Annotated in this window: 25 protein-coding genes; 13 read left to right on the plus strand and 12 right to left on the minus strand. The window is 71.8% G+C overall.

The window, feature by feature from the left end; genetic code table 11:
- The 8 genes from paaD to ACE3O1_RS08340 all read right to left on the minus strand — a co-directional run.
- A partial coding sequence (paaD, locus tag ACE3O1_RS08305) for a 1,2-phenylacetyl-CoA epoxidase subunit PaaD (protein WP_374314370.1) occupies positions 1-379 on the minus strand: 379 nt, incomplete at its 3' end.
- Between the two features lie 38 nt (positions 380-417).
- Positions 418-1,215, minus strand: a complete 798-nt coding sequence (gene paaC, locus ACE3O1_RS08310; protein WP_374314372.1) for a 1,2-phenylacetyl-CoA epoxidase subunit PaaC — start codon at positions 1,213-1,215, stop codon at positions 418-420.
- A 131-nt stretch (positions 1,216-1,346) separates the two neighbouring features.
- Positions 1,347-1,652: a 1,2-phenylacetyl-CoA epoxidase subunit PaaB gene (paaB, locus tag ACE3O1_RS08315; protein WP_127477002.1), complete on the minus strand. Its 306-nt coding sequence runs from the start codon at positions 1,650-1,652 to the stop codon at positions 1,347-1,349.
- Positions 1,652-2,632, minus strand: a complete 981-nt coding sequence (gene paaA, locus ACE3O1_RS08320; RefSeq protein ID WP_374314374.1) for a 1,2-phenylacetyl-CoA epoxidase subunit PaaA — start codon at positions 2,630-2,632, stop codon at positions 1,652-1,654. The genes paaB and paaA overlap by 1 nt, the downstream gene beginning before the upstream one ends.
- 75 nt (positions 2,633-2,707) lie before the next feature.
- Complete coding sequence (gene paaI, locus ACE3O1_RS08325; protein WP_374314376.1) at positions 2,708-3,136, minus strand: hydroxyphenylacetyl-CoA thioesterase PaaI; 429 nt, start codon at positions 3,134-3,136, stop codon at positions 2,708-2,710.
- Positions 3,133-5,205: a phenylacetic acid degradation bifunctional protein PaaZ gene (gene paaZ / locus ACE3O1_RS08330; RefSeq protein WP_374314378.1), complete on the minus strand. Its 2,073-nt coding sequence runs from the start codon at positions 5,203-5,205 to the stop codon at positions 3,133-3,135. The genes paaI and paaZ overlap by 4 nt, the downstream gene beginning before the upstream one ends.
- Complete coding sequence (locus tag ACE3O1_RS08335) at positions 5,202-6,095, minus strand: 3-hydroxyacyl-CoA dehydrogenase family protein (RefSeq protein WP_374314381.1); 894 nt, start codon at positions 6,093-6,095, stop codon at positions 5,202-5,204. The genes paaZ and ACE3O1_RS08335 overlap by 4 nt, the downstream gene beginning before the upstream one ends.
- The gene (locus ACE3O1_RS08340) at positions 6,092-6,829 is read right to left on the minus strand and encodes an enoyl-CoA hydratase/isomerase family protein (RefSeq protein ID WP_374314383.1); all 738 of its coding nucleotides are present in this window, start codon (positions 6,827-6,829) and stop codon (positions 6,092-6,094) included. Before ACE3O1_RS08340 ends, ACE3O1_RS08335 begins: the two co-directional genes overlap by 4 nt.
- A gap of 203 nt (positions 6,830-7,032) precedes the next feature.
- Here ACE3O1_RS08340 and ACE3O1_RS08345 point away from each other — a divergent pair, with 203 nt between their 5' ends.
- Positions 7,033-7,653, plus strand: a complete 621-nt coding sequence (locus ACE3O1_RS08345) for a TetR/AcrR family transcriptional regulator (protein WP_374314385.1) — start codon at positions 7,033-7,035, stop codon at positions 7,651-7,653.
- A gap of 161 nt (positions 7,654-7,814) precedes the next feature.
- Here ACE3O1_RS08345 and ACE3O1_RS08350 read toward each other — a convergent pair whose 3' ends face one another.
- On the minus strand, positions 7,815-9,197 hold the full coding sequence (locus tag ACE3O1_RS08350; protein ID WP_374314387.1) for an MFS transporter: 1,383 nt from the start codon (positions 9,195-9,197) through the stop codon (positions 7,815-7,817).
- Between the two features lie 120 nt (positions 9,198-9,317).
- Here ACE3O1_RS08350 and ACE3O1_RS08355 point away from each other — a divergent pair, with 120 nt between their 5' ends.
- The 12 genes from ACE3O1_RS08355 to ACE3O1_RS08410 all read left to right on the plus strand — a co-directional run bounded on the left by ACE3O1_RS08355 (position 9,318) and on the right by ACE3O1_RS08410 (position 19,953).
- A complete protein-coding gene (locus ACE3O1_RS08355) occupies positions 9,318-10,925 on the plus strand; it encodes a fumarylacetoacetate hydrolase family protein (protein WP_374314389.1) in 1,608 nt (535 codons plus the stop codon).
- Positions 10,922-11,632: a GntR family transcriptional regulator gene (locus ACE3O1_RS08360; protein ID WP_374314391.1), complete on the plus strand. Its 711-nt coding sequence runs from the start codon at positions 10,922-10,924 to the stop codon at positions 11,630-11,632. Before ACE3O1_RS08355 ends, ACE3O1_RS08360 begins: the two co-directional genes overlap by 4 nt.
- Positions 11,633-11,675: 43 nt before the next feature.
- On the plus strand, positions 11,676-13,193 hold the full coding sequence (hpaE, locus tag ACE3O1_RS08365) for a 5-carboxymethyl-2-hydroxymuconate semialdehyde dehydrogenase (protein ID WP_374314393.1): 1,518 nt from the start codon (positions 11,676-11,678) through the stop codon (positions 13,191-13,193).
- Positions 13,190-14,350 (plus strand): 3,4-dihydroxyphenylacetate 2,3-dioxygenase, encoded by a 1,161-nt coding sequence (gene hpaD, locus ACE3O1_RS08370; RefSeq protein WP_374314395.1) that lies wholly within the window; start codon positions 13,190-13,192, stop codon positions 14,348-14,350. Before hpaE ends, hpaD begins: the two co-directional genes overlap by 4 nt.
- Before the next feature lie 105 nt (positions 14,351-14,455).
- Entirely contained in the window at positions 14,456-15,241 is a 786-nt protein-coding gene (locus ACE3O1_RS08375; protein WP_374314397.1) for a 2-keto-4-pentenoate hydratase, read from the plus strand.
- Positions 15,226-16,026: an aldolase/citrate lyase family protein gene (locus ACE3O1_RS08380; RefSeq protein ID WP_374314399.1), complete on the plus strand. Its 801-nt coding sequence runs from the start codon at positions 15,226-15,228 to the stop codon at positions 16,024-16,026. The genes ACE3O1_RS08375 and ACE3O1_RS08380 overlap by 16 nt, the downstream gene beginning before the upstream one ends.
- 104 nt (positions 16,027-16,130) lie before the next feature.
- Positions 16,131-16,925, plus strand: coding sequence for a transglutaminase family protein (locus ACE3O1_RS08385; RefSeq protein WP_374314402.1), 795 nt, complete (start codon positions 16,131-16,133; stop codon positions 16,923-16,925).
- A 38-nt stretch (positions 16,926-16,963) separates the two neighbouring features.
- On the plus strand, positions 16,964-17,533 hold the full coding sequence (locus ACE3O1_RS08390; RefSeq protein ID WP_374314404.1) for a hypothetical protein: 570 nt from the start codon (positions 16,964-16,966) through the stop codon (positions 17,531-17,533).
- 74 nt (positions 17,534-17,607) lie between these two features.
- Positions 17,608-17,988, plus strand: a complete 381-nt coding sequence (locus ACE3O1_RS08395) for a YciI family protein (RefSeq protein WP_374314406.1) — start codon at positions 17,608-17,610, stop codon at positions 17,986-17,988.
- Positions 17,988-19,046: an RNA polymerase sigma factor gene (locus ACE3O1_RS08400; protein ID WP_374314408.1), complete on the plus strand. Its 1,059-nt coding sequence runs from the start codon at positions 17,988-17,990 to the stop codon at positions 19,044-19,046. Before ACE3O1_RS08395 ends, ACE3O1_RS08400 begins: the two co-directional genes overlap by 1 nt.
- Positions 19,047-19,167: 121 nt before the next feature.
- Positions 19,168-19,422, plus strand: coding sequence for a hypothetical protein (locus ACE3O1_RS08405; RefSeq protein ID WP_374314410.1), 255 nt, complete (start codon positions 19,168-19,170; stop codon positions 19,420-19,422).
- A 141-nt stretch (positions 19,423-19,563) separates the two neighbouring features.
- The gene (locus ACE3O1_RS08410; RefSeq protein ID WP_374314412.1) at positions 19,564-19,953 is read left to right on the plus strand and encodes a hypothetical protein; all 390 of its coding nucleotides are present in this window, start codon (positions 19,564-19,566) and stop codon (positions 19,951-19,953) included.
- Here the strand turns inward: ACE3O1_RS08410 and ACE3O1_RS08415 are convergent.
- From ACE3O1_RS08415 to ACE3O1_RS08425, 3 genes are all read right to left on the minus strand, one after another.
- Positions 19,950-20,501 carry an AAA family ATPase gene (locus ACE3O1_RS08415; RefSeq protein ID WP_374314414.1) on the minus strand — a complete coding sequence of 184 codons (552 nt, stop codon included), beginning with the start codon at positions 20,499-20,501 and terminating at the stop codon, positions 19,950-19,952. The genes ACE3O1_RS08410 and ACE3O1_RS08415 overlap by 4 nt on opposite strands.
- A complete protein-coding gene (locus tag ACE3O1_RS08420) occupies positions 20,498-20,899 on the minus strand; it encodes an MmcQ/YjbR family DNA-binding protein (protein WP_374314416.1) in 402 nt (133 codons plus the stop codon). Before ACE3O1_RS08420 ends, ACE3O1_RS08415 begins: the two co-directional genes overlap by 4 nt.
- 49 nt (positions 20,900-20,948) lie before the next feature.
- The coding region (locus ACE3O1_RS08425; protein ID WP_374314418.1) for an alpha/beta fold hydrolase at positions 20,949-21,716 on the minus strand (768 nt) is incomplete at its 5' end.

The raw sequence follows: 21,716 nt of genomic DNA on the forward strand, positions 1-21,716 counted from the left end.
CGAAGCGCGCGAGCTCGCGCGTGTCCAGGGAGCCGCAGCGGGGGCACTTCACGGCCAGCGCCACCCGGATCGGGCCGACGGCCGCGCGCCCGGTCGGCGGCGCGATGCCGTAGGCGCGCAGCTTCTCCTTGCCGGCATCGCTCATCCAGTCCGTCGTCCACGCGGGAGCGAGCGTGAGCCGCACGACGATGTCGTCGAAACCGGCCTCGGTGAGGGCGAGAAGGAGGTCGTCGCGGATGGCGTCGACGGCGGGGCAGCCGGAGTACGTCGGCGTGATCGTCACCGTGACGCGGCCGGCGTCGACCGACACGTCGCGGAGAACGCCGAGGTCCTCGATGGTGAGGACGGGCACCTCGGGGTCGACGACGGTCGCGGCCACGCGCCGGGCGCGTTCCGTGTCGCCGACGACCGCCCCGGTCACCACGATGCCCCCGGATGCCGGCGGGCGAGCACCTGCAGCTCGGCCAAAACGTAGCCGAGCGTCGGGGAGTGCGAGCCGCGACGGCCGCTTCCCGACGACACGAAGCCGGCCGGCGTCTCGATCCCCGCCTCGGCGAAGACCGCGCCGATCACGGCGTCGAACGGCGCGCGGAGCGAGGACGGACGAACCGCGACGCCCTCGAGCCGGTCGATGAGAGGCTCGTCGCGGAAGAGCTCGTCGACATAGGGCCACACGTCGGCGACGGCGCGCAGCATCCGCTCCCTCGACTCCTCCGTACCGCCCGCGAGCCGCAGCGTCCACTGCACGGCGTGGTCGCGGTGGTAGTCGACCTCCTTCACGGCCTTCGCGGCGATCGCGGCGAGGGTCTCATCGGAGGAGGCCTGCAGCGCCGTGTAGAGCTCGAACTGGAACACGGATGCCGCGAGCTGACGCGCGATCGTCTGGGCGAAGTCGCCGTTGGGCTGCTCGAAGAGCCACGCGCAGCGGAACTCCGGCTCATCGCGCCAGTACGCCAGGTCGTCCTCGCTGCGGCCGTCGAAGGACCCCGCGTAGTGCAGGAGCGAGCGGGCGTGGCCGAGCAGATCGAGGGCGATGTTGCCCAGGGCCACGTCCTCTTCGAGCTCGGGGGCGCGGGCGATCCAGCCTCCGAGCTGCTGGGCGAGGATCAGCGCGTCGTCGCCGAGCCACATCGCATACTCGGCGACGTCGGCGGAGCCGGCGCGGGCGCCGTCACCGGCGAGCTCCGCCGACAGCTCGAGGCGGTCGACCGTCACCTCGCCGTGCGGGGCTTGGGGCGCGTCCGGTCCGTCGCCGTGCGGGGTTTGGGGCGCGTCCGGTCCGTCGGGGCGCGCGATATCCGCCCCAACGGACGAATCGCGCCCCGAACGTGACAGCTCGGTTCGGCTCACAGGTGCGGCACCCCCTCCGAGGCGGTGTAGTACACGGCGTGGCGGTAGTTCTTGCCGGCGGGGCTCTCGAAGAACGCCCCCTTCGAGTCGGGGTCGCTCGTCGTGATGGCGTCGGCAGGCACCACCCAGACGCTCGTCCCCTCGCCGCGGCGTGTGTACAGGTCGCGCGCGTTGCGCAGGGCGAACTCGGCGTCGGGGGCGTGCAGCGAGCCGGCGTGCACGTGGCTGAGGCCTCGGTTCGCGCGCACGAACACCTCCCACAGGGGCCACGTCTCGCGCGGTGATGCACCGGGGGTCGTCATCATGCCACCTGCCCTTCGGCGCGGGCCGCCTGCTTGCGGGCGTACTCCGCCGCGGCCTCCCGCACCCACGCGCCGTCCTCGTGCGCGGTGCGCCGGTGGCGCAGGCGCTCGGCGTTCATCGGCCCGCGGCCGCGCAGCACCTCGTGGAACTCGGTCCAGTCGATCTCGCTGGTGTGCCAGCGCTGCTCGTCCTCGATCCACCGCAGTTCGGGGTCGGGAAGCGTCACGCCGAGCACCTCGGCTTGCGGCACCAGCATCCCGATGAACCGCTGCCGCAGCTCGTCGTTGGAGAACCGCTTGATCTTCCACGCCATCGACTGCGCGGAGTTCGGGGACTCGTCGTCGGGCGGCCCGAACATCATGAGACTCGGCCAGTACCAGCGGTCGACGGCGTCCTGTGCCATCTCGCGCTGCGCGGGCGTGCCCTGCATGAGGGCGAGGAGGATCTCGAATCCCTGGCGCTGGTGGAAGGATTCCTCCTTGCAGATGCGTACCATGGCGCGCCCGTACGGGCCGTAGGAGGCGCGGCACAGCGGCACCTGGTTGCAGATCGCGGCGCCGTCGACGAGCCAGCCGATCGCTCCCATGTCGGCCCAGGTCGGCGTCGGGTAGTTGAAGATCGACGAGTACTTGGCCTTGCCGTCGATGAGCTGCCGGGTCATCTCGTCACGCGTGATGCCGAGGGTCTGCGCGGCGGAGTAGAGATACAGGCCGTGGCCCGCCTCGTCCTGCACCTTGGCCATCAGGATCGCCTTGCGCTTGAGGCTCGGCGCGCGCGTGATCCAGTTGCCCTCGGGCTGCATGCCGATGATCTCGGAGTGCGCGTGCTGCGAGATCTGGCGGATCAGCGTCTTCCGATACGCCTCCGACATCCAGTCCCGCGGCTCGATCCGCTGCTCGGCGGCGATCAGGTCGTCGAACCGCGCCTGCTCGGCGGCATCGTCCGGGGCGATCGCGCTCAGGGCGGGTGCAGTCATCATCGACTCCTTATTTACAGACCGTTCGTTCAGTAAGTCTACAACGGCGGGACGGATGCCGCAGCCCGGCGCTCCCGCTCACTCACTCGGGTGCGCGCGCCGCGTCGTGAACGAGCGCCCGCGGAACTCCGCGACGACATCGCCGGTCTCATCGGTGACCGTCACGTCGTACAGCCCGCCGCGCCCCGACAGCGCGCGGCGCCGGGCGTGCGCGGTCAGGGTCTGCCCGGCACGGGTGGCCTTGAGGAACGCGATGTCGGCGCCCGCGGCGACGGTGACGTCGTCGCCCTCGTTGCAGGCGATGGCGAACGCCGTGTCGGCGAGCGCGAACACCAGTCCCCCGTGCGTGATCGCGAAGCCGTTGGTCATGTCCTCGCGCACGCGCATCGACACCACCGACTCCCCCGGCTCGTCGCGCTCGACCACCATCCCCAGCGCCGCCGAGGCGCGGTCGCGCCGCAGCATCTCGCGCGCGCCGGCGAAGTGCTCGGCCGGGTCGGCGGTCATGACGTCGCCTCGGCGGGCTCCTTCGCCACCAGCGTCAGCACGTCGTACGAGGCGACGAGCTCGTCGTCCTGGTTGCGGATGACGGCGTCCCACCTCACCTCGCCGTACTCGTCGGTCTCACGGGGCGTGATCTGCTTCGCCGTCAGCACGACGCGGATGGTGTCGCCGGGCGACACCGGGGTCACGAATCGCAGGTTCTCGAGCCCGTAGTTCGCGAGCACCGGCCCCGGGGCGGGGTCGACGAACAGTCCCGCCGCCCACGACACGAGCAGGTAGCCGTGCGCGACGCGTCCCGGGAAGAACGGGTTGGCGGCCGCGGCCTCCTCGTCCATGTGGGCGTAGAAGAGGTCACCGGTGAAGCGGGCGAACGTCTCGATGTCCTCCAGGGTGACCGTGCGCGCCTGCGACACCACCTGGTCGCCGACCGCGAGCTCGGCGAGCGACTTGCGGAACGGATGCCGGTCGGAGCGGGATGCCGCGCCCTGGTGCCACACGCCGGTCAGGGCGGTCAGCATCTCGGGCGAGCCCTGCACCGCCGTCCGCTGCATGTGGTGGAGCACGGCCCGGATGCCGCCCAGCTCCTCGCCGCCCCCTGCGCGACCGGGTCCGCCGTGCACCAGGTGCGGCACGGGCGCGCCGTGTCCTGTCGAGGTGCGCGCGTCGTCGCGGTCGAGGAACAGGATCCGGCCGTTGAACGCCGCCGTGCGCGAGAGCAGCGTCGTCGCGACCGCGGGGTCGTTGGTCGCCACGCTCGTGACCAGCGAGCCGCCGCCGAGGCTCACCAGATCGGCGGCCTCGTCGACCGTGGCGTACGGCAGCACGCTCGCGACGGGCCCGAACGCCTCGATCCGGTGCGCGCCCGGGGCCGAGGCATCCGCGAACCCGATCAGCAGCGGCTCGATGAACGCGCCCCGCTCGGCCGAGCCCGTTGACCCGTCGGCCCGGACGACCTGCGGCGACTCGGTCGAACCGAGCAGCAGCCGCCCGCCTGCCTCCTCGAGCGCGGCGACGCTGCGGAGCACCTCCTCGCGCTGCTCGAGCGAGACGAGCGGCCCCATCGTCACGGAGCCCGCGTGCGGGTCTCCGATCACGACCCGCTCGGCGATCTTCGCCCGCAGCGCCTCGACGAGCGCGTCGACCTGCCCGGCTGGCACGATCGCGCGCCGGATCGCGGTGCACTTCTGACCGGCCTTCGTCGTAAGCTCGACCAGGAGCTGGCGCACGTACGCGTCGAACTCGGGGGTGCCCGGGACGGCGTCGGGGCCCAGCACCGAGGCGTTGATGGAATCCGTCTCGCTCGTGAAGCGGACTCCCCCGGTCTCCACCGACTCGTGCGTGCGCAGGCGCTCGGCGGTCGACGCACTGCCGGTGAAGCCCACGATGTCGCCGAGCTGCAGCCGGTCGAGCAGCCCGGGGACGCCGCCGCTCACCAGCTGCAGCGAGCCGGCGGGCAGCAGGCCCGTCTCCGCCAGGATGCGCACCCACGCCTCGGCCACGTAGGCCGTCGGGGTGGCCGGCTTCACCAGGCTCGGAACACCGGCGAGGAAGGCCGGCGCGAACTTCTCGAGGGCGCCCCACATCGGGAAGTTGAAGGCGTTGATCTGCACCGCGACGCCGGGCAGCCGCGTGTAGACGTGACGGCCGAGGAACGACCCGTCCTTCGACAGCACCTCGACGGGGCCGTCGAGGTAGATCCGCCCATCGGGCAGCTCACGGCGCCCCTTCGACGAGTACGTGAAGAGCACGCCGATGCCGCCGTCGACGTCGTTGAGGGAGTCGCGCTCGGTCGCGCCCGCGCGCTTGGAGATGTCGTACAGCTCCTGTTTTCGCTCGGTCAGCACCTGCGCGAACTGCTTGAGCAGCACGGCGCGCTGGTGGAAGGTGAGCGCGCCGAGGGCGGCCTGTCCCACCGTGCGGGCGTGCTCGAGTGCGGCGCCCAGGTCGAGGCCCTCGGTGCTCACGCGGCAGACGGGCTCACCGGTCGACGCGTCGCGCACGACCACGCCGGGCTCGGCCGGCGCCGGCGCCCACCACTCGTCCTGGACGTAGCTGGGAAGGATGTCGGTCACTGGTCACTCCATTCGTAGAATCCGGCGCCGGTCTTGCGGCCGAGCCTGCCCTCGGCGACCATGCGCCGCAGCAGTTCGGGCGGGGCGAACCGCTCGCCGAGGCGGGCGTGAAGCTCCTCGGCGATGCCGAGCCGCACGTCGAGGCCGACGATGTCGGTCGTGCGCAGCGGACCCACCGGATGCCGGTACCCGAGCTCCATCGCCGCGTCGATGTCGGCGGGCGAGGCGACGCCCTCCTCGACCATGCGGATCGCCTCGAGCGCGAGGGCGACGCCGAGCCGGCTCGACGCGAAGCCCGGGGCGTCGCGCACCACGACGGCGGTCTTGCCGAGCGCCTGGACCCAGCCGCGCGCGTCGTCGATCAGCCCGGGCGCGGTCGCCCCGCCGATCACGACCTCGACGAGCGCCGACGCGGGGACCGGGTTGAAGAAGTGCAGCCCGAGGAACCGCTCCGGGCGGGCGAGCCCCGCGGCGAGGTCGTCGATCGAGATCGAGGAGGTGTTGGTCACGAGGACCGCACCGTCGTCGACGACCGCTTCGACCCGGCGGAGCGCGTCGAGCTTGAGCTCGCGGTCCTCGGGCACGGCCTCGACGACCAGCGCGCAGCCGGCGAAGGCGGTCACGTCGGTCACGGTCGCGAACGCCGCCTCGAGCTCGGCGAGTGGACGGGAAGCCGACCCCCGCTCGACGGCCTTTTCGAGGCTCGCGCGCAGGCGGGCGGATGCCGCGGCCGCAGCATCCTCGTCGCGCTCGACGACCGTCACCTCGGCGCCCGCCAGCACGAACGCGTGCGCGATGCCGGCGCCCATGCGTCCCCCGCCGAGGACGCCGACGCGGGCCGGAACGCCGAGAGCGCCCGGGACTGCCGCGCCCGGAACTGCGCCGGTCATCGTGCGCGCCGTTCGAGGAAGGCGGTCATGCGGCGCTCCTTCTCCGGACTCTCGAACAGCTCGGCCTGCAGCTCGAGCTCGAGACCCGGGTGGGCGTCCGCCGGTGCGGCGAGCGCGCGCTTTGTGTGCTGCGTCGCGAGCGGGTCGTTGGCCGCGATGCGATCGGCGAGTGCGTGCGCGGCCGCCAGCAGGTCGTCGGGCTCGTGCAGCGAGGACAGCAGCCCCCATGCGACGGCTTCGTCGGCGTCGATGATGCGTCCGGTGAGGAGGAGCTCGGCCGCCCGCGCCTCGCCGACGATCTGCGGCAGGCGCCATGTGGCGCCCGCGGCCGCGATGATGCCGAGGCCGGTCTCGGGATTGCCGATGCGCACGCGGGGCGTGCCGAGGCGCAGATCGGCGGCGTACGCGAGTTCGGCACCGCCGCCGAGCGCGTAGCCGTCGACGGCTGCGATGACCGGCATCGGCAGCGCCCGCACCCGCTCGAACGCGTGCGTGTTGATGCCTCGGCGGGCATCCGCCGCGCGGCGGTCGCGCAGCTGGGCGATGTCGGCGCCGGACGCGAAGACCCCGCCCGATCCGATGAGGATCAGCGTGCGCGGGCGCGCCTCGAGCTCGGCGCAGACCTCGTGCAGGCGATCGATCATGTCCTGGTCGATGGCGTTGCGCACCTCGGGACGCGAGAGGGTCGCGACGACGCGGTCGTCGCCCGCCTCGACGTGCAGCGATTCCGGCATCGGCATCCTCTCGATCCGCTCCGTCGCGGTCGCCCCCATATTACCTAACCGATCGTTCAGTAATGAAGTCCGCCCGCGCGGCGGTGCGCACAACGTCGGCAGTGTCGCCACGACACGCCGGGGGCGGGCACTGCCGCCGGCCGCTCGGGCGAGATCGCCGACGTTGTGCTCGCGCCGCGAGGCCGGGTGCCAGACTGGGGGCCATGTCGACCGCCTCCCCCGCCGAGCCCGTACCGGGTCCCGCGCGGCGCGGGCGGCCGGGATACGACCGCGCGCAGGTGCTCGGCATCGCCGTCGCGCTGTTCAACGAACAGGGCTACGACGCCACGTCCGTCGCGGATGTGGCAGCGCGGCTCGGCCTCACCAAGTCCGCGCTGTACCACCACTTCGATTCGAAGGAGCAGCTGCTGGCGCTCGCGCTCGACGAAGCGCTCAGCGCACTGGAGGGCGTGCTGGATCTGCCCGCCGCGCGCACGGGCTCAGCCTCGGAGCGCCTCGCGGCGGTGCTCCACGGAGCCGTCGGCGTGCTCGTCGACCGGCTCGCCTACGTCACGCTGCTGCTGCGCGTGCGCGGCAACAGCGAGGTCGAGCGCGCCGCCCTCGAGCGCCGGCGCGCGTTCGACCACCGCGTGACGGCTCTCGTCGAGGAGGCCCAGCGCGCCGGACTCGTGCGCGACGACCTCGACGGCGCCGTGGCCACCCGCCTCATGTTCGGCATGGTCAACTCGATCGTCGAGTGGTACCGCCCCGGCGGCCCCGTCGATGCCGAGCGCCTCGCCCACGACGTGGTGACGGTCGCCCTGGACGGCATGCGCACCCGCTGAGCCCCAGCATCCACCCCGCTCCGCCCCGTCCCCCACCCCTTCTCCTGCCTCTGTGCCCCGTTCGACCGCGCGGAATTGCGACGCAGCGAGGGATGCAGCGACGAATCGGCGCGGTCGAACGGACTGAACGGGGAAAGCGGGGAGGCAGCGGGGACGGGGGGTCAGGCCCGGGAGAGGCCCCGGATCGGGCTCACCGACTGCTCGGCCTCGTGGTCGGGACCGAGGGGGATGCCGGTGCGGTCGCGCAGCAGCAGCGTCGCGATCAGGCCGATGAGGGTCATCCCGGCCAGGTACCACGTGACGGACATCGTGGTGCCGGTCTCCTTCACGAGCCACGTGGCGATCATCGGGGCGAAGGCGCCGCCCAGGATCGCGCCGATGGCGTACGAGATCGAGACGCCGGAGAAGCGGATGGATGCCGGGAAGAGCTCCGAGTACAGCGCCGCCTGCGGGCCGTAGGTGAATCCGAGCCCGATCGTGAGGATCGCGAGCCCCAGGAAGAGCAGCCCGATGTCGCCGGTGTTCACGAGGGGGAAGAGCAGGAAGACGCCGGCGAGCTGCAGGATCCAGCCGATGATGTAGGTGGTGCGGCGCCCGAGGCGGTCGGAGAGGAAGCCGGCCGCCAGGGTCGACAGCAGCCACATGACCGCCGAGCCCGCGACCGCCCAGAGCACCGGCCCGCGCTCGAGGGCGAGAGGGCCTTCGGGATCGGTCGAGTAGTTCTGGATGTAGCCGCCGGTGGTCATGTACCCCACCGCGTTGTTGCCGGCGAACACGAGAGCGGCGATGACGACGAGCAGGGCGTGCTTGCGGAACAGCTGCACGATCGGCATCCGCGTCTGCTCCTTGCGCTCCGCGAGCTCGGTGAAGACGGGGCTCTCCTCGACGCGGCGGCGGACGTACCATCCGACGAGGATGAGCACGACGCTGAACAGGAACGGGATGCGCCAGCCCCACTCGAGGAAGGCGTCTCCGGGCGCGATCATCGCCATGACCGCCATGACGCCCGACGCGAGCAGGAGTCCGAGCGGCACGCCGATCTGCGGCGAGGCCCCGAACGCGCCGCGACGGGTCTTGGGGGCGTGCTCGACCGCCATCAGCACGGCACCGCCCCATTCGCCGCCCGCCGAGAGCCCCTGGAGGATGCGCAGCAGCACGAGCAGGATCGGGGCCCACACCCCGATCGCCTCGTACGTCGGCAGGACGCCGATGAGCGCGGTGGCGGCGCCCATGAGGATCAGGGTCCACATCAGCACCACCTTGCGCCCGTACTTGTCGCCGAAGTGGCCGGCGAGGAAAGCGCCCAGCGGGCGGAAGAGGAAGCTCACGCCGACCGTGGCGAACGACACGATCAGGCTGTTGGCGCCCAGCGGGGCGAAGAACAGCTGGGTGAACACGAGCGCCGCAGCGGTGGCGTAGATGAAGAAGTCGTACCACTCGACGGTGGTTCCGACGACGGTCGCGAAGACGACGCGGCGCCGATCGACGGGGTTCGCGATGGTGCCGGTGGGCGTGAAACCCGCCTCTGGCTTCGATGTGCTCATGGGTGACTCCTGTGTCCGTGCTGACGACTTCGTCCCCGGCTCCCACCTCGGAGAAGGTGGTTGCCGGATGTGCCGACGATCATATACGATTTCGGATACGACGCAAGAGTGAGGACGCTCATGATGGATGAGACGACGACGGATGCCGCATCCGCCGCCCCCGATCGCCGGTTCGCCGCCCTTCCCGGGCGCCCCGGCAAGGTGATCGCTGTCCACCTCAGCTACGGCTCTCGTGCGGATCAGCGCGGGCGCCGGCCGCAGCATCCGTCGTACTTCTTCAAGCCCTCGAGCTCCCTCGCCCCCACCGGCGCGACAGTCGAGCGCCCCGCCGGCACCGAGCTGCTCGCCTACGAGGGCGAGATCGCCCTCGTCATCGGCGCGCCCGCCCGGCGCGTCGCCGCCGCCGATGCCTGGCGCCACGTCGCGTGGGTGACAGCGGCGAACGACTTCGGCCTCTACGACCTGCGCGCGAACGACAAGGGCTCGAACGTCCGCTCCAAGGGCGGCGACGGCTACACGCCGATCGGCCCGGCGCTGATCGACGCTCGCGCCGTCGACCCCGCCGCGCTGCGCGTGCGCACCTGGCGCAACGGCGAACTCGTGCAGGAGGACACCGCGGCCGGCATGATCTTCCCCTTCGCGCAGCTCGTCGCCGACCTGTCGCAGCACTTCACCCTCGAGACCGGCGACGTCATCCTCACAGGCACGCCCGCGGGATCGTCCGTCGCGGCGCCCGGCGACGTCGTCGAGGTCGAGGTCGACGTGCCCGGCGGTCCCTCGTCCGGCCGCCTCGTCACGACCGTGGTGCAGGGCGGGATCCCGTTCGACCCGGCGGTCGGCTCGCTCCCCGCCGCCGACGACCTGCAGCGTACCGAAGCCTGGGGGTCGCGCGAGGCCGCCGGCCTGCCGGCAGCGGGCGCCGGGTCCGCCTCGCCGGGCGCCGGCTCCGCAGGAGATCTCCCGTCTGCAGGACGATCCGGCTCGACTTCTCCTGCACAGCCGACTTCTCCTGCACAGCCGACTTCTCCTGCGCTCAGCGCAGAGCTGCGGGCGAAGCTCGAGGCCGTGCCGGTCGCCGGGCTCAGCGCTCAGCTGCGCAAGCGCGGGCTCGACAACGTCACGATCGACGGCGTGCGGCCGCTGCATCCCGAGGCCAAGCTCGTCGGCACCGCCCGCACCCTGCGGTTCGTGCCGCTGCGCGAGGACCTCTTCCAGAGCCATGGCGGCGGCTACAACGCCCAGAAGCGCGCCTTCGACGCCGTCGGCGACGGCGAGGTCATCGTGATCGAGGCCCGCGGCGAGACCGGCTCGGGAACCCTCGGCGACATCCTGGCGATCCGCGCACAGGCGCGCGGCGCGGCCGGCATTGTCACCGACGGCGGCGTGCGCGATGCCGACGCCGTCACGGCGGTGGGCATCCCGGTCTACACGGCGGGCCCGCACCCGGCGGTGCTCGGACGTCGGCATGTGCCGTGGGAGCACGACGTGACGATCGGATGCGGCGGCACGACCGTGCAGCCGGGCGACGTCATCGTCGGCGACGCGGACGGCGTGATCGTCATCCCGCCCGCCCTCGCCGAGGAGGTCGCGGACGCCACGCTCGCGCAGGAGCGGGAGGATGCCTGGATCGCCGAGCGGGTCGCGGAGGGGCATCCCGTCGACGGGCTCTTCCCGATGAACGCCGAGTGGCGCGCGCGGTTCGAGTCCGAGAGCGGGGCCAGGCGATGACCGCGTACGAAGCCCCGCCCCTGGCGGCGCAGGATCCCGCGCTCAGCAAGTCGCAGCAGGCGTACCGCTGGATCAAGGACCGGATCGCCAGCCAGGACTTCACTCCGGGCTACCGCCTCGTGCTCGGCACGATCGCGGGCGAACTCGACATGAGCGTCGTGCCCGTGCGCGAGGCGATCCGCCAGCTCGAGGCCGAGGGGCTGGTGACCTTCGAGCGGAACGTCGGCGCCCGCGTCTCGATGGTCGACGACTCGCAGTACCGCTTCAGCATGCAGGCGCTGTCGATCCTCGAGGGAACCGCGACCGCGCTGTCGGCGCGCCGGCTGACGCCCGACGATCTGCGCAACGCCCGCCGGATCAACGAGCTCATGATCGAGACGCTCGAGCACTTCGACCCGCGCGCGTTCACCGCGCTGAACCAGGAGTTCCACGCCGCGCTCTATGAGAAGTGCGCCAATCCGCGCATGATCGAGCTCGTCCGCGCCGAGTGGGCGCGCCTGGGACACCTCCGCGACTCGACGTTCAGCTTCGTCCCCGGCCGCGCGCAGGAGTCCGTGCGCGAGCACGAGAACATCATCCAGCTCATCGAGCACTCCGCTCCGCTGGGCGAGATCGAGAAGGCCGCGCGACGCCACCGCTCGGCCACCCTCGACGCCTACATGATCCACGAGCACCCCGACGAGGCCCTCGGCCTCCCCGCATTCTGACCCGGCCGCGCCCGCCGGACCCCGATCTCCCCGAAGGAGCACCATGACAGACACCACGACGCAGACCCGCCACGTGCCGGCGGACCTGCCAGAGCACATCCAGCACTACATCGACGGCGCGTTCGTCGACTCGGTCGACGGCGACACGTTCGACGTGCTCGATCCCGTCACCAACGAGACGTATCTGCAGGCGGCAGCCGGCAAGAAGGCCGACATCGACCGGGCCGTCGCCGCCGCGCGGCGCGCGTTCACCGAGGGACCGTGGCCGCGGATGCTGCCGCGCGAGCGGTCCCGCATCCTCCACCGCATCGCGGACATCGTCGAGAGCCGCGACAAGCGCCTCGCCGAGCTGGAGTCGTTCGACTCGGGCCTGCCGATCACGCAGGCACTGGGCCAGGCCCGGCGCGCGGCCGAGAACTTCCGGTTCTTCGCCGACCTGATCGTCGCCCAGACCGACGACGCCTTCAAGGTCCCCGGCCGGCAGCTGAACTACGTCAACCGCAAGCCGATCGGCGTCGCGGGGCTCATCACCCCGTGGAACACGCCGTTCATGCTCGAGTCGTGGAAGCTCGGCCCGGCCCTCGCCACCGGCAACACGGTCGTGCTCAAGCCGGCCGAGTTCACGCCGCTGTCGGCGTCGCTGTGGGCGGGGATCTTCGAGGAGGCGGGGCTCCCCCAGGGCGTCTTCAACCTCGTGAACGGACTCGGCGAGGATGCCGGCGACGCCCTGGTGAAGCATCCGGACGTCCCTCTCATCTCGTTCACCGGCGAGAGCCGCACCGGCCAGCTCATCTTCGGCAACGCCGCGCCGTTCCTGAAGGGCCTGTCGATGGAGCTCGGCGGCAAGTCCCCCGCGATCGTGTTCGCCGACGCCGACCTCGAGGCCGCCATCGACGCGACGATCTTCGGCGTCTTCTCGCTCAACGGCGAGCGCTGCACCGCGGGCTCCCGCATCCTGGTGGAGCGCCCGGTGTACGACGAGTTCGTGGCGAGGTACGCGGCGCAGGCGTCGCGCGTGATCGTCGGCGACCCGCAGGATCCGGCGACCGAGGTCGGCGCGCTCGTTCATCCCGAGCACTACGACAAGGTGATGTCGTACATCGAGATCGGCAAGTCCGAGGGGCGACTGGTCGCCGGCGGCGGCCGCCCCGACGGGTTCCCGACGGGCAACTACGTCGCCCCCACGGTGTTCGCCGATGTCGCGCCCGACGCCCGCATCTTCCAGGAGGAGATCTTCGGCCCGGTCGTGGCGATCACTCCGTTCGACACCGACGACGAGGCGCTCGCCCTCGCCAACGGCGTGAAGTACGGCCTCGCCGCCTACGTGTGGACGAGCGACCTCAAGCGCGCGCACAACTTCTCCCAGGCGATCGAGGCGGGGATGGTGTGGCTGAACTCGAACAACGTCCGCGACCTCCGCACCCCGTTCGGCGGCGTGAAGGCCTCGGGCCTCGGCCACGAGGGCGGCTACCGCTCGATCGACTTCTACACCGACCAGCAGGCCGTGCACATCACGCTCGGCCCCGCCCACAACCCCACCTTCGGCAAGGACGCGAAATGACCCACCGCGACGACATGACCCTGACCTCGTCGGGCTTCTACGTGAGCCAGGAGGCTCCGATCCGCTCCGACAATCCGGTGCCCACCCCGACCGCACCGGCACCCGACGTGCTGCGCTGCGCGTACATGGAGCTCGTGGTCACCGACCTCGCGGCATCCCGTACGTTCTACGTCGACGTGCTCGGCCTGTACGTCACCGAGGAGGACGACCAGGCCATCTACCTGCGCTCCACCGAGGAGTTCATCCACCACAACCTCGTGCTGCGCCAGGGACCGGTCGCCGCCGTCGCCGCCTTCTCGTACCGCGTGCGCACCGCCGAGGACCTCGACCGGGCCGTCGCGTTCTACGAGGAGCTCGGCTGCGAGGTGCGCCGCAACCCCGACGGGTTCGTGAAGGGCATCGGCGATGCGGTGCGCGTGATCGACCCGCTCGGCTTCCCGTACGAGTTCTTCTTCCAGACCGAGCACGTCGAGCGGCTGTCCTGGCGCTACGACCTCCACACGCCCGGCGAACTGGTGCGCCTGGACCACTTCAACCAGGTGACCCCCGACGTACCCCGCGCGGTGAACTTCATGCAGTCGCTGGGCTTCCGCGTCACCGAGGACATCCAGGACGACGAGGGCACCGTCTACGCCGCGTGGATGCGCCGCAAGCCCACCGTGCACGACACCGCCATGACCGGCGGCGACGGCCCGCGCATGCACCATGTCGCCTTCGCCACCCACGAGAAGCACAACATCCTCGCGATCTGCGACAAGCTCGGCGCCCTCCGCCGCTCCGACGCGATCGAGCGCGGCCCCGGCCGCCACGGCGTCTCGAACGCGTTCTACCTGTACCTGCGCGACCCCGACGGGCACCGCGTCGAGATCTACACGCAGGACTACTACACCGGCGACCCCGACAACCCGGTCGTCACGTGGGACGTCCACGACAACCAGCGCCGCGACTGGTGGGGGAACCCCGTCGTGCCGAGCTGGTACACCGAGGCATCCCTCGTCCTCGACCTCGACGGCAACCCGCAGCCCGTCGTGGCGCGCACCGACTCGTCCGAGATGGCCGTCACGATCGGCGCCGACGGGTTCTCGTACACCCGTCCCGGCGAAGACGCCATGCCCGAGTACAAGCAGGGCGAGTACAAGCTCGGCCACCAGCTGTAGGAACGATCGATGTGAATATCGCGGGAGATTCCGGCTATCTCTCCCCCCGCCGGGTGCCGAACCGACGGAATCTCCCGCGTCCTTCACAGAACGGACGGAGAACGGATGCTTCCACCCGACGTCATCGCGCAGCTCGCGGCCGAGCTCGCCGAGGCCGACCGCACGCACGGCGTGATACCGCGGATCACCGCGCGCCACCCCGAGGCAACGGTCGAGGACTCGTACGCGATCCAGGGAGTGTGGCGCGACGCGAACATCGCGGCGGGCCGCACGCTCGTCGGCCGCAAGATCGGTCTGACGTCCAAGGCGATGCAGCAGGCGACGGGCATCACCGAGCCGGATTACGGCGTGATGTTCGACGACACCGTCTACCGGACGGGTGCCGAGATCCCGACGGGCCACTTCTCGAACGTGCGCATCGAGGTCGAGCTCGCGTTCGTCCTCGCGAAGCCCCTCGCCGGCCCCGAGGCGACGCTCGAGGACGCGCTGGACGCGATCGACTACGCCGTTCCGGCGCTCGAGGTGCTGAACTCGCACATCGAGCTCGAGGGCCGCACGATCGTCGACACGATCGCCGACAACGCCGCGTACGGGGCGATGGTGCTCGGTGACGAGCGCAGGCGTCCGGACGAGATCGACCTCCGCTGGGTGCCCGGCGTGCTGAGCCGCAACGGCGTCATCGAGGAGACGGGCGTCGCCGCAGGCGTGCTCGGCCACCCCGCCACCGGCGTCGCCTGGCTGGCCAACAAGTTCCACCAGCATGGCGCGCGACTCGAGGCGGGTGAGATCATCCTGGCGGGGTCGTTCACGCGGCCGATGTGGGTCGAGCGCGGCGACACCGTGCGCTGCGACTACGGACCGATGGGAGTGATCGAATGCCGCTTCGTCTGAATCCGACGTTTCGCGACGCCCTCGCGGGCGCCGACCGGCCGCTCACGGGCATGTGGGTGTGCTCGGGATCGCCCCTCGTCGCCGAGATCTGCGCGGGCGCCGGACTCGACTGGCTCCTCATCGACATGGAGCACTCCCCCAACAGCCTCGAGTCGGTGCTCGCCCAGCTGCAGGCGGTCGGCGCCTACCCGGTCACCCCCGTCGTGCGGGTTCCGATCGGCGACGTCGTGACGCTCAAGCAGGTGCTGGACCTCGGCGCCCAGAACATCCTCGTGCCGATGGTGTCGTCGGCGGCCGAGGCGGAGGAGCTCGTCGCGGCGGTGCGCTACCCGCCGCGCGGGCGCCGCGGCGTCGGGTCGGCACTGGCGCGGTCGGCACGGTGGAACCGGGTCGACGACTACCTCGCGCACGCCGATGAGCACGTGTCGCTGTTCGTCCAGATCGAGACGGTCGCCGGCGTCGAGGCCGCCGCGGAGATCGCCGCGGTCGACGGCATCGACGGCGTGTTCGTCGGGCCGAGCGACCTCGCCGCGTCCATGGGCCTGCTCGGTCAGCAGACGCATCCGGATGTCGCGGCCGCCGTGCTGCGGGCGTTCGACGCCGTCCGCACGGCCGGAAAGCCGGTCGGCGTGAACGCGTTCGACCCGGCCACCGCGCGGTCCTACCTCGACGCGGGAGCCGGGTTCATCCTCGTCGGCGCCGACGTGGCGCTGCTCGCCCGCGGCTCGGAGCGCCTCGCCGCCGAGTTCGGCGCCGCCGCCGACGACGGCCGCCCCTCCTATTGACCCGCCGCGCCGCGGCATCCGCTCATCTCCTCCCCGGCACGTCGGGAGGGCAGGACGCTGTCAAGTCCCGGCCCTCGGCCGGCGGGCATGGCACAGTGAAGTCCATGCGCAGAGATGTCTCGAGCCGGATCGTGCTCGACGTGACCGAACCCGCCGATCTGGTCTTCTCGGTCGCCGCCGCCGACCAGTACTCCGCCGACGAGGCGTTCACCGCGACCCTCGACGGCGCCCCGATCGAGGCGCACGAGGTCGCCGACGCGCACGGCACCCGGCTGCACCGGATCACGACCGGCACCGGACGGCTCGAAGCGACCTACCGCGCGACGATCGACGGCGAGGCGCGGCCGATGGAGACGTCCGAAGCCGATCGCCTCGTCTACGGACGTCCCAGCCGCTACGCCGAGTCCGACGCGCTCGCGCCGACGGCCATGGGTGAGTTCGCGGGCATCCGGGACCACGCGCAGCTGCTCGCGTCGGTGTCGTCCTGGGTCGGCACGCGCCTGGCGTACGTGTCGGGGTCCTCGCTGCCGACCGACGGCGCGACTCGCACCCTCCTCGCGCGCCAGGGGGTGTGCCGCGACTACGCGCACCTCTGCGTCGCGCTGCTGCGCGGGCTGGGCGTCCCGGCTCGCCAGGTCGCGGTGTACGCGCCGGGACTCATGCCGATGGACTTCCATGCGGTCGCGGAGGCCTGGATCGACGGCGAATGGCGGGTGGTGGATGCCACGACCCTGGCGCCCCGCTCGACGCTCGTGCGGATCGCGACCGGGCGCGACGCGGCCGACACCGCGTTCCTGACGGTCGTGTCAGGCCGAGCCGACCTCGTGGACGTGGAGGTCACCGCGACGGCCGATGTGCTGCCCGACGACGACATCGACGAGCTCGTCACGATCCGCTGATCTCGCGACGACGCCGCAGGGCGTGGCACAGTGAGTCCATGAAGAAGTGGATCGTGCGATTCGTCTCGCTGCTCGTCTTCAACATCGTCGTGCTGCTGGTGATCGGATTCCTCACTCCGGCGCGCGTCGGATGGTCGGCGGTGTGGGCGGGCATCGTGCTCACCGCCCTGTCGATCTGGATCAAGCCCGCCGTCCACCGCTGGTTCCTGTCGATGGCGGCGAGGTCCGCGAATCAGCGCACCCGCGCCGGCGAGAAGGTGATCGAATTCCTCCTCGCCTTCGCCGTCGCATTCCTGGTGTGGATCGTGACGGTCTGGCTGTCGGGCGTCAGCATCGGCGGCGGCATCTTCGGAGCCTTCTGGGGCTACGTCCTCCCGCCGGTCATCCTGCTCATCGGGTGGGCGATCTACGACACGATCGACGACCGCGTCGAAGCGCACGCGGGCGCGCTGTACGACAAGGCCTCCGGCGGCCGCACGACGGCGGTATCGGATGCCTCGACCCCCGCGGTCCCGCAGAATCCCGCCGCCGCCGCGGGCCGTCGCGAGCTGAACGACGGTCTCACCGACGAGCAGCGGCGCATGCTCGACGAGCTCGGCAAGAGCTGATCGCCGCGACCTGTCGATCCGCGCCCGCCTCGATCGTCATGGTGGTGTCGCAGCACTGACGAAAGGACGACACCATGCGGTACACGCTTCTCCTGCACTATCCCGAGATGAGCGCCGACGAGCTCGGCCCCGAGGGGATGGCCGAGGGCATGCGCGAGTTCGACGAGTACGCCAAGGCGATCCAATCGGCCGGCATCCTCCGCTCGGCGGAGGTCCTCCAGCCCTCCGCGGTGACGACGACCGTCACCGCGCCGGACGGCACCCTGCGGGTCCAGGACGGACCTTTCGCCGACACGAAGGAGCAGCTCGGCGGCAGCTTCGTCATCGAGGTGGCCGACCTCGACGAGGCGATCGCGTGGGCCGCGAGGGCCCCGTCGGTCGGGTGGGGCCCGGTCGAGATCCGTCCGACGGCGACGCGCTTCGTCGACGGCGCCTGGACCCCGTTCGTCGGCTGATGCCCGGCGGCCACGACGCCCGGGCGGCTGCAGAGCACGCCGCCCGGGCGTCGTACGGCCACCTCCTGGCGCTCCTGGTGTCGGGCAGCCGCGACCTCGCCCTCGCCGAGGACGCGCTCGCCGACGCCTTCGAACGAGCGCTCCGGACGTGGCCGGATGCCGGCATCCCCGCCAATCCCGAAGGCTGGCTCCTCACCGTGGCCCGCAACAGGCTCCGCGACGCGTTCGGCTCGGCCGCACGCCGGACCGGGATGCCGCTGGACGACGCGGTCGCCGCGGCGCTCGCGACCGACGACGGGCTCGACCCGGCGGCCCTGGTCGAGCGCCGCGACGAGATCCCCGACCGGCGGCTCGAGCTCCTGTTCGCGTGCGCGCACCCGGCGATCGATCCGGCGGTGCGCACCCCGCTCATGCTGCAGACCGTGCTCGGGTTCGATGCCGCGCAGATCGGCGCGGCCTTCGACGTCCCTCCCGCGACGATGGCCCAGCGTCTCGTGCGCGCCAAGCGCCGCATCCGGGACACCGGGATCCCGTTCCGTGTCCCGACCCGCGACGACATGCCCGAGCGCCTGGCCGCGGTGCTCGAGGCGATCTACGGCGCCTACGCGATCGACTGGCTCGATCAGGGAGACACCCCGCGCGAATCCATCGCCGACGAGGCCCGCTGGCTCGCCGTCCTCGTGGCCACCCTCCTCGACGACGAGCCCGAGGCCTGGGGCCTGGCCGCGCTCCTCACCTACGCCCAGTCCCGGGCGCCGGCGCGCGTGCGCTCCCCGTGGCCTCGGCTGGACGAGCAGGACCCGGCGGAGTGGGACGCAGCGCTCATCGCCGAGGGCGCCGCACTGCTGCGGCGCGCATCCGCGCTCGGGGATCCGCTCGGGCGATTCCAGCTCGAGGCGGCCATCCAGGCCGTGCACTGCGATCGCGCCCGCACCGGCGTCCTCGACCTGGATGCGCTCGTCACGCTCTACCGCGGACTGGTCGCCGTCGCTCCGACCGCCGGCGCGGCTGCCGCCCTCGCCGCCGTGGAGAGCCGGCGGGAGACAGATCGCACCTGAGCAGCCCCCCGCCGGCGGCCGGACACCGGCACGGCAGGCGAGCGCATCGCGTCGGCGTGTCAAGACCTATGCGCAACGGCCCGGCACCCGACAGGGTGGAGGGACGGACGAAGGGACGACCATGTCGGACACCAACGCGAACCCGCTTCACGACGATGCCGATGAGGCGGTGCAGGGCGGGGCGATGCCCATGCCGCACGGCTCGGACGCCGCCACCGCGCCCGTCGACGGCGCGCTGCCGATGCCGCACGAGGGCGACGAGGATCCGCCCGTCGACGGCGCCCTCCCCATGCCGCACGAGGGCGACGAGAATCCCCCCGTCGACGGCGCCCTCCCGATGCCGCACGGCACGGACGAGCACGGCACCCGCTCCTAGCCCCCTCCCTATCCCGCCGCACCACGCCGCGCGCGCCGCGCGGATCGAGCGTGGCGCGGTTCTCGCTACGGGCGCAGTTGCAACCGCGCATAATGCGGCCAACTGCGCCTGGGCCGTCGGCGAAGGGGCGAGAATGGCCGCATGAGGGAGACCGTCGAGTACCAGCCGGGCGTGTGCAACATCGGGCCTGCCGAGATCCGACGGCGCCGCGCATCGGGGTGGCTGGGACTGGCGATCGCCGTCGGGTATCTCGCCCTCGCGCTGCTGCTCGGCTGGCCCGCGCCCTGGCGAATGCTCGTCGCGGTGCCGGTGTTCGTGTCGGCGCAGGGGTTCCTTCAGGCCGCGTTCCACTTCTGCGTCGGATTCGCCTCGCGCGGCCTCTACAACTTCGGCGCGCTCGGGTCGGAGGAGTCGGTGCAGGATGCCGAGTTCCGCCGCAAGGACCTGCGCAAGGCACTCCTGATCACCGTGCTCGCGGCCGCGATCGCCGTGGTCATCGCCGTCGTCGCGTTCCTGATCCCGATCGGCTAGCTCTCGAGCTCGAACGCCCCTGAGTAAAGCGCTGCGCGGACGGCTGCCGCGGTCTCGTCGGGGTCGAGGTCCGTGGAGTCGAGGACGTGCGGCTCGAGCTCGCCGAGATCCGCGAACCTCCCCCACAGGTCGGAGATCACCTCGGCATCCGTCAGGGCCGTCGGCGCCGAACGTGAGACCGCCCGTGCAAGGGTGACCTCGAGGGACGGCCGCAGCACGACGTAGCGCAGCGGGATGGACGGATGCCGCGACGCGGCGTGACGGTAGTGCTGCAGCATCCACGGCCCGACGACGCCGTCGGCGATCACGTCGTAGCCGCCCTCGGCGTAGGCGAAGGCGGCCGCGGCGGTCGCTTCGAGGACGGTGTGGTTCTGCGCATCGGACTCCGGCAGATACGGCAGGATCCCGCCCGACACGATGAAGTCCCAGAAGTCGTCGGTGTGCAGGTGGACGGAGAGATCCAGCGTGTCGGCCAACCGGCGAGCCACCGTGCTCTTGCCCGCTCCGGCCGGGCCGGTGAGGATCGTGACGCTCCCGCTCCCGCTCACGCCGGTCCTCCCGGCGTCGCGTCGTCGAACTCGCGGCGGAGATACTTCGGCGCCTGCGTGCGCCACGCCTCGGTCACCAGCTCGGCGAGGTGCCCGGCGTCGATGCCGGCCATGCGGAACGCCACCTTCGGCTCGCTCCACGACGTGGTTGCGGGGAGGAACACGTCGGGCTGCATCTCGCGGAGCGCGAGGGCGTCGACCCGGTCGGCGACCTTCACCGCGACCACGAGCTCGCTCGCGACGATCGCGCGCACGTCCTCGGGGATGCTGGGCCACGGATGGCACTCCCACGCGTAGAGCTTGCCGCGCACGAACCACGCCGCCCCGCCGGTCGTCGCGCGTTCCTCGCTGCCCGGCAGAGCCTCGGCCGTGCGCCGGACGTCGTCGAGAATCGCCACGGAGCGAGCGTAGGACGAGCCGCCGACATCGGTGCGCCGAGCGTGCTCGTCAGACCCGCTCTCGCACGACCGCCGCCGTCGCGGCGGGGTCGGGGCGGTGCATGACCGACTCGGGCACGATCACGAGCTCTGCCTCCGGCATCGCGCCGGCCAGCCGGTCGGCCGCGGTCACCAGGATCGGGAAGGTCTGCTCGCCGCGCAGGATCGTCACCGGCGACACCGCCCTCATCTCGTCGGTGGGGGTCGAGACGGCGGCGGTCAGGGTCGCGTCGTAGACCGTCGACTGCGCGAGCGGCAGGAGCGCGGCGAACTGCTCGCTCTGCCGGATCTGCTCGACCATCTCGGGCGGAAGCTCGACGGCTTCGAGCTGGAATGTCACGACGGCCTCGTCGCGCCGCCCGTCGTCGACGAGCCGCTGCAGACGCTCGGCGAGCTGCGGGTCGGGCTCGTCGACGCCGAAGCGGAACGGCGGCTCGGACAGGAAGAGCGTGCGGAACGCGACGCCTTTGGACGCGGCATACAGCGCCAGGACCGCGCCGGACGAGTGGCCGAGTGCGATCGCCTCGCCGCCCACCGCCTCGACCACGGCGCCGAGGTCGTTCACCTCGTCGTCGGGCGTGGAGCCTCGCCGGTCCCCGCTCGAGCCGCGGGCGCGCCGGTCGACGGTCACGGCCGTGAAGCCGGCATCCGCCAGCGCCTCACCGATCGCCCGGCCGTCGGCGGCCACCGAGAAGGCACCGCCCACGATCACCACGACGGGGCCCGCGCCGATGCGCTCGAACGCGATCGTGGTTCCGTCCGCAGAGGTCGTCGTCTC

It is taken from the genome of Microbacterium sp. (genome assembly GCF_041909575.1).
Classification (GTDB): Bacteria; Actinomycetota; Actinomycetes; order Actinomycetales; family Microbacteriaceae; genus Microbacterium.

Coding starts and splice junctions, on each gene's coding strand:
- ACE3O1_RS08335 (WP_374314381.1), bottom strand. CDS start 6,095: ATGACCGGCGCAGTTCCGGGCGCGGCAGTCCCGGGCGCTCTCGGCGTT.
- paaI (WP_374314376.1), bottom strand. CDS start 3,136: ATGACCGCCGACCCGGCCGAGCACTTCGCCGGCGCGCGCGAGATGCTG.
- ACE3O1_RS08410 (WP_374314412.1), top strand. CDS start 19,564: ATGAGGGAGACCGTCGAGTACCAGCCGGGCGTGTGCAACATCGGGCCT.
- ACE3O1_RS08375 (WP_374314397.1), top strand. CDS start 14,456: ATGCTTCCACCCGACGTCATCGCGCAGCTCGCGGCCGAGCTCGCCGAG.
- ACE3O1_RS08350 (WP_374314387.1), bottom strand. CDS start 9,197: ATGAGCACATCGAAGCCAGAGGCGGGTTTCACGCCCACCGGCACCATC.
- ACE3O1_RS08405 (WP_374314410.1), top strand. CDS start 19,168: ATGTCGGACACCAACGCGAACCCGCTTCACGACGATGCCGATGAGGCG.
- ACE3O1_RS08355 (WP_374314389.1), top strand. CDS start 9,318: ATGATGGATGAGACGACGACGGATGCCGCATCCGCCGCCCCCGATCGC.
- ACE3O1_RS08380 (WP_374314399.1), top strand. CDS start 15,226: ATGCCGCTTCGTCTGAATCCGACGTTTCGCGACGCCCTCGCGGGCGCC.
- ACE3O1_RS08360 (WP_374314391.1), top strand. CDS start 10,922: ATGACCGCGTACGAAGCCCCGCCCCTGGCGGCGCAGGATCCCGCGCTC.
- paaB (WP_127477002.1), bottom strand. CDS start 1,652: ATGACGACCCCCGGTGCATCACCGCGCGAGACGTGGCCCCTGTGGGAG.
- ACE3O1_RS08395 (WP_374314406.1), top strand. CDS start 17,608: ATGCGGTACACGCTTCTCCTGCACTATCCCGAGATGAGCGCCGACGAG.
- ACE3O1_RS08400 (WP_374314408.1), top strand. CDS start 17,988: ATGCCCGGCGGCCACGACGCCCGGGCGGCTGCAGAGCACGCCGCCCGG.
- ACE3O1_RS08390 (WP_374314404.1), top strand. CDS start 16,964: ATGAAGAAGTGGATCGTGCGATTCGTCTCGCTGCTCGTCTTCAACATC.
- paaA (WP_374314374.1), bottom strand. CDS start 2,632: ATGATGACTGCACCCGCCCTGAGCGCGATCGCCCCGGACGATGCCGCC.
- ACE3O1_RS08345 (WP_374314385.1), top strand. CDS start 7,033: ATGTCGACCGCCTCCCCCGCCGAGCCCGTACCGGGTCCCGCGCGGCGC.
- ACE3O1_RS08340 (WP_374314383.1), bottom strand. CDS start 6,829: ATGCCGGAATCGCTGCACGTCGAGGCGGGCGACGACCGCGTCGTCGCG.
- hpaD (WP_374314395.1), top strand. CDS start 13,190: ATGACCCACCGCGACGACATGACCCTGACCTCGTCGGGCTTCTACGTG.
- hpaE (WP_374314393.1), top strand. CDS start 11,676: ATGACAGACACCACGACGCAGACCCGCCACGTGCCGGCGGACCTGCCA.
- ACE3O1_RS08385 (WP_374314402.1), top strand. CDS start 16,131: ATGCGCAGAGATGTCTCGAGCCGGATCGTGCTCGACGTGACCGAACCC.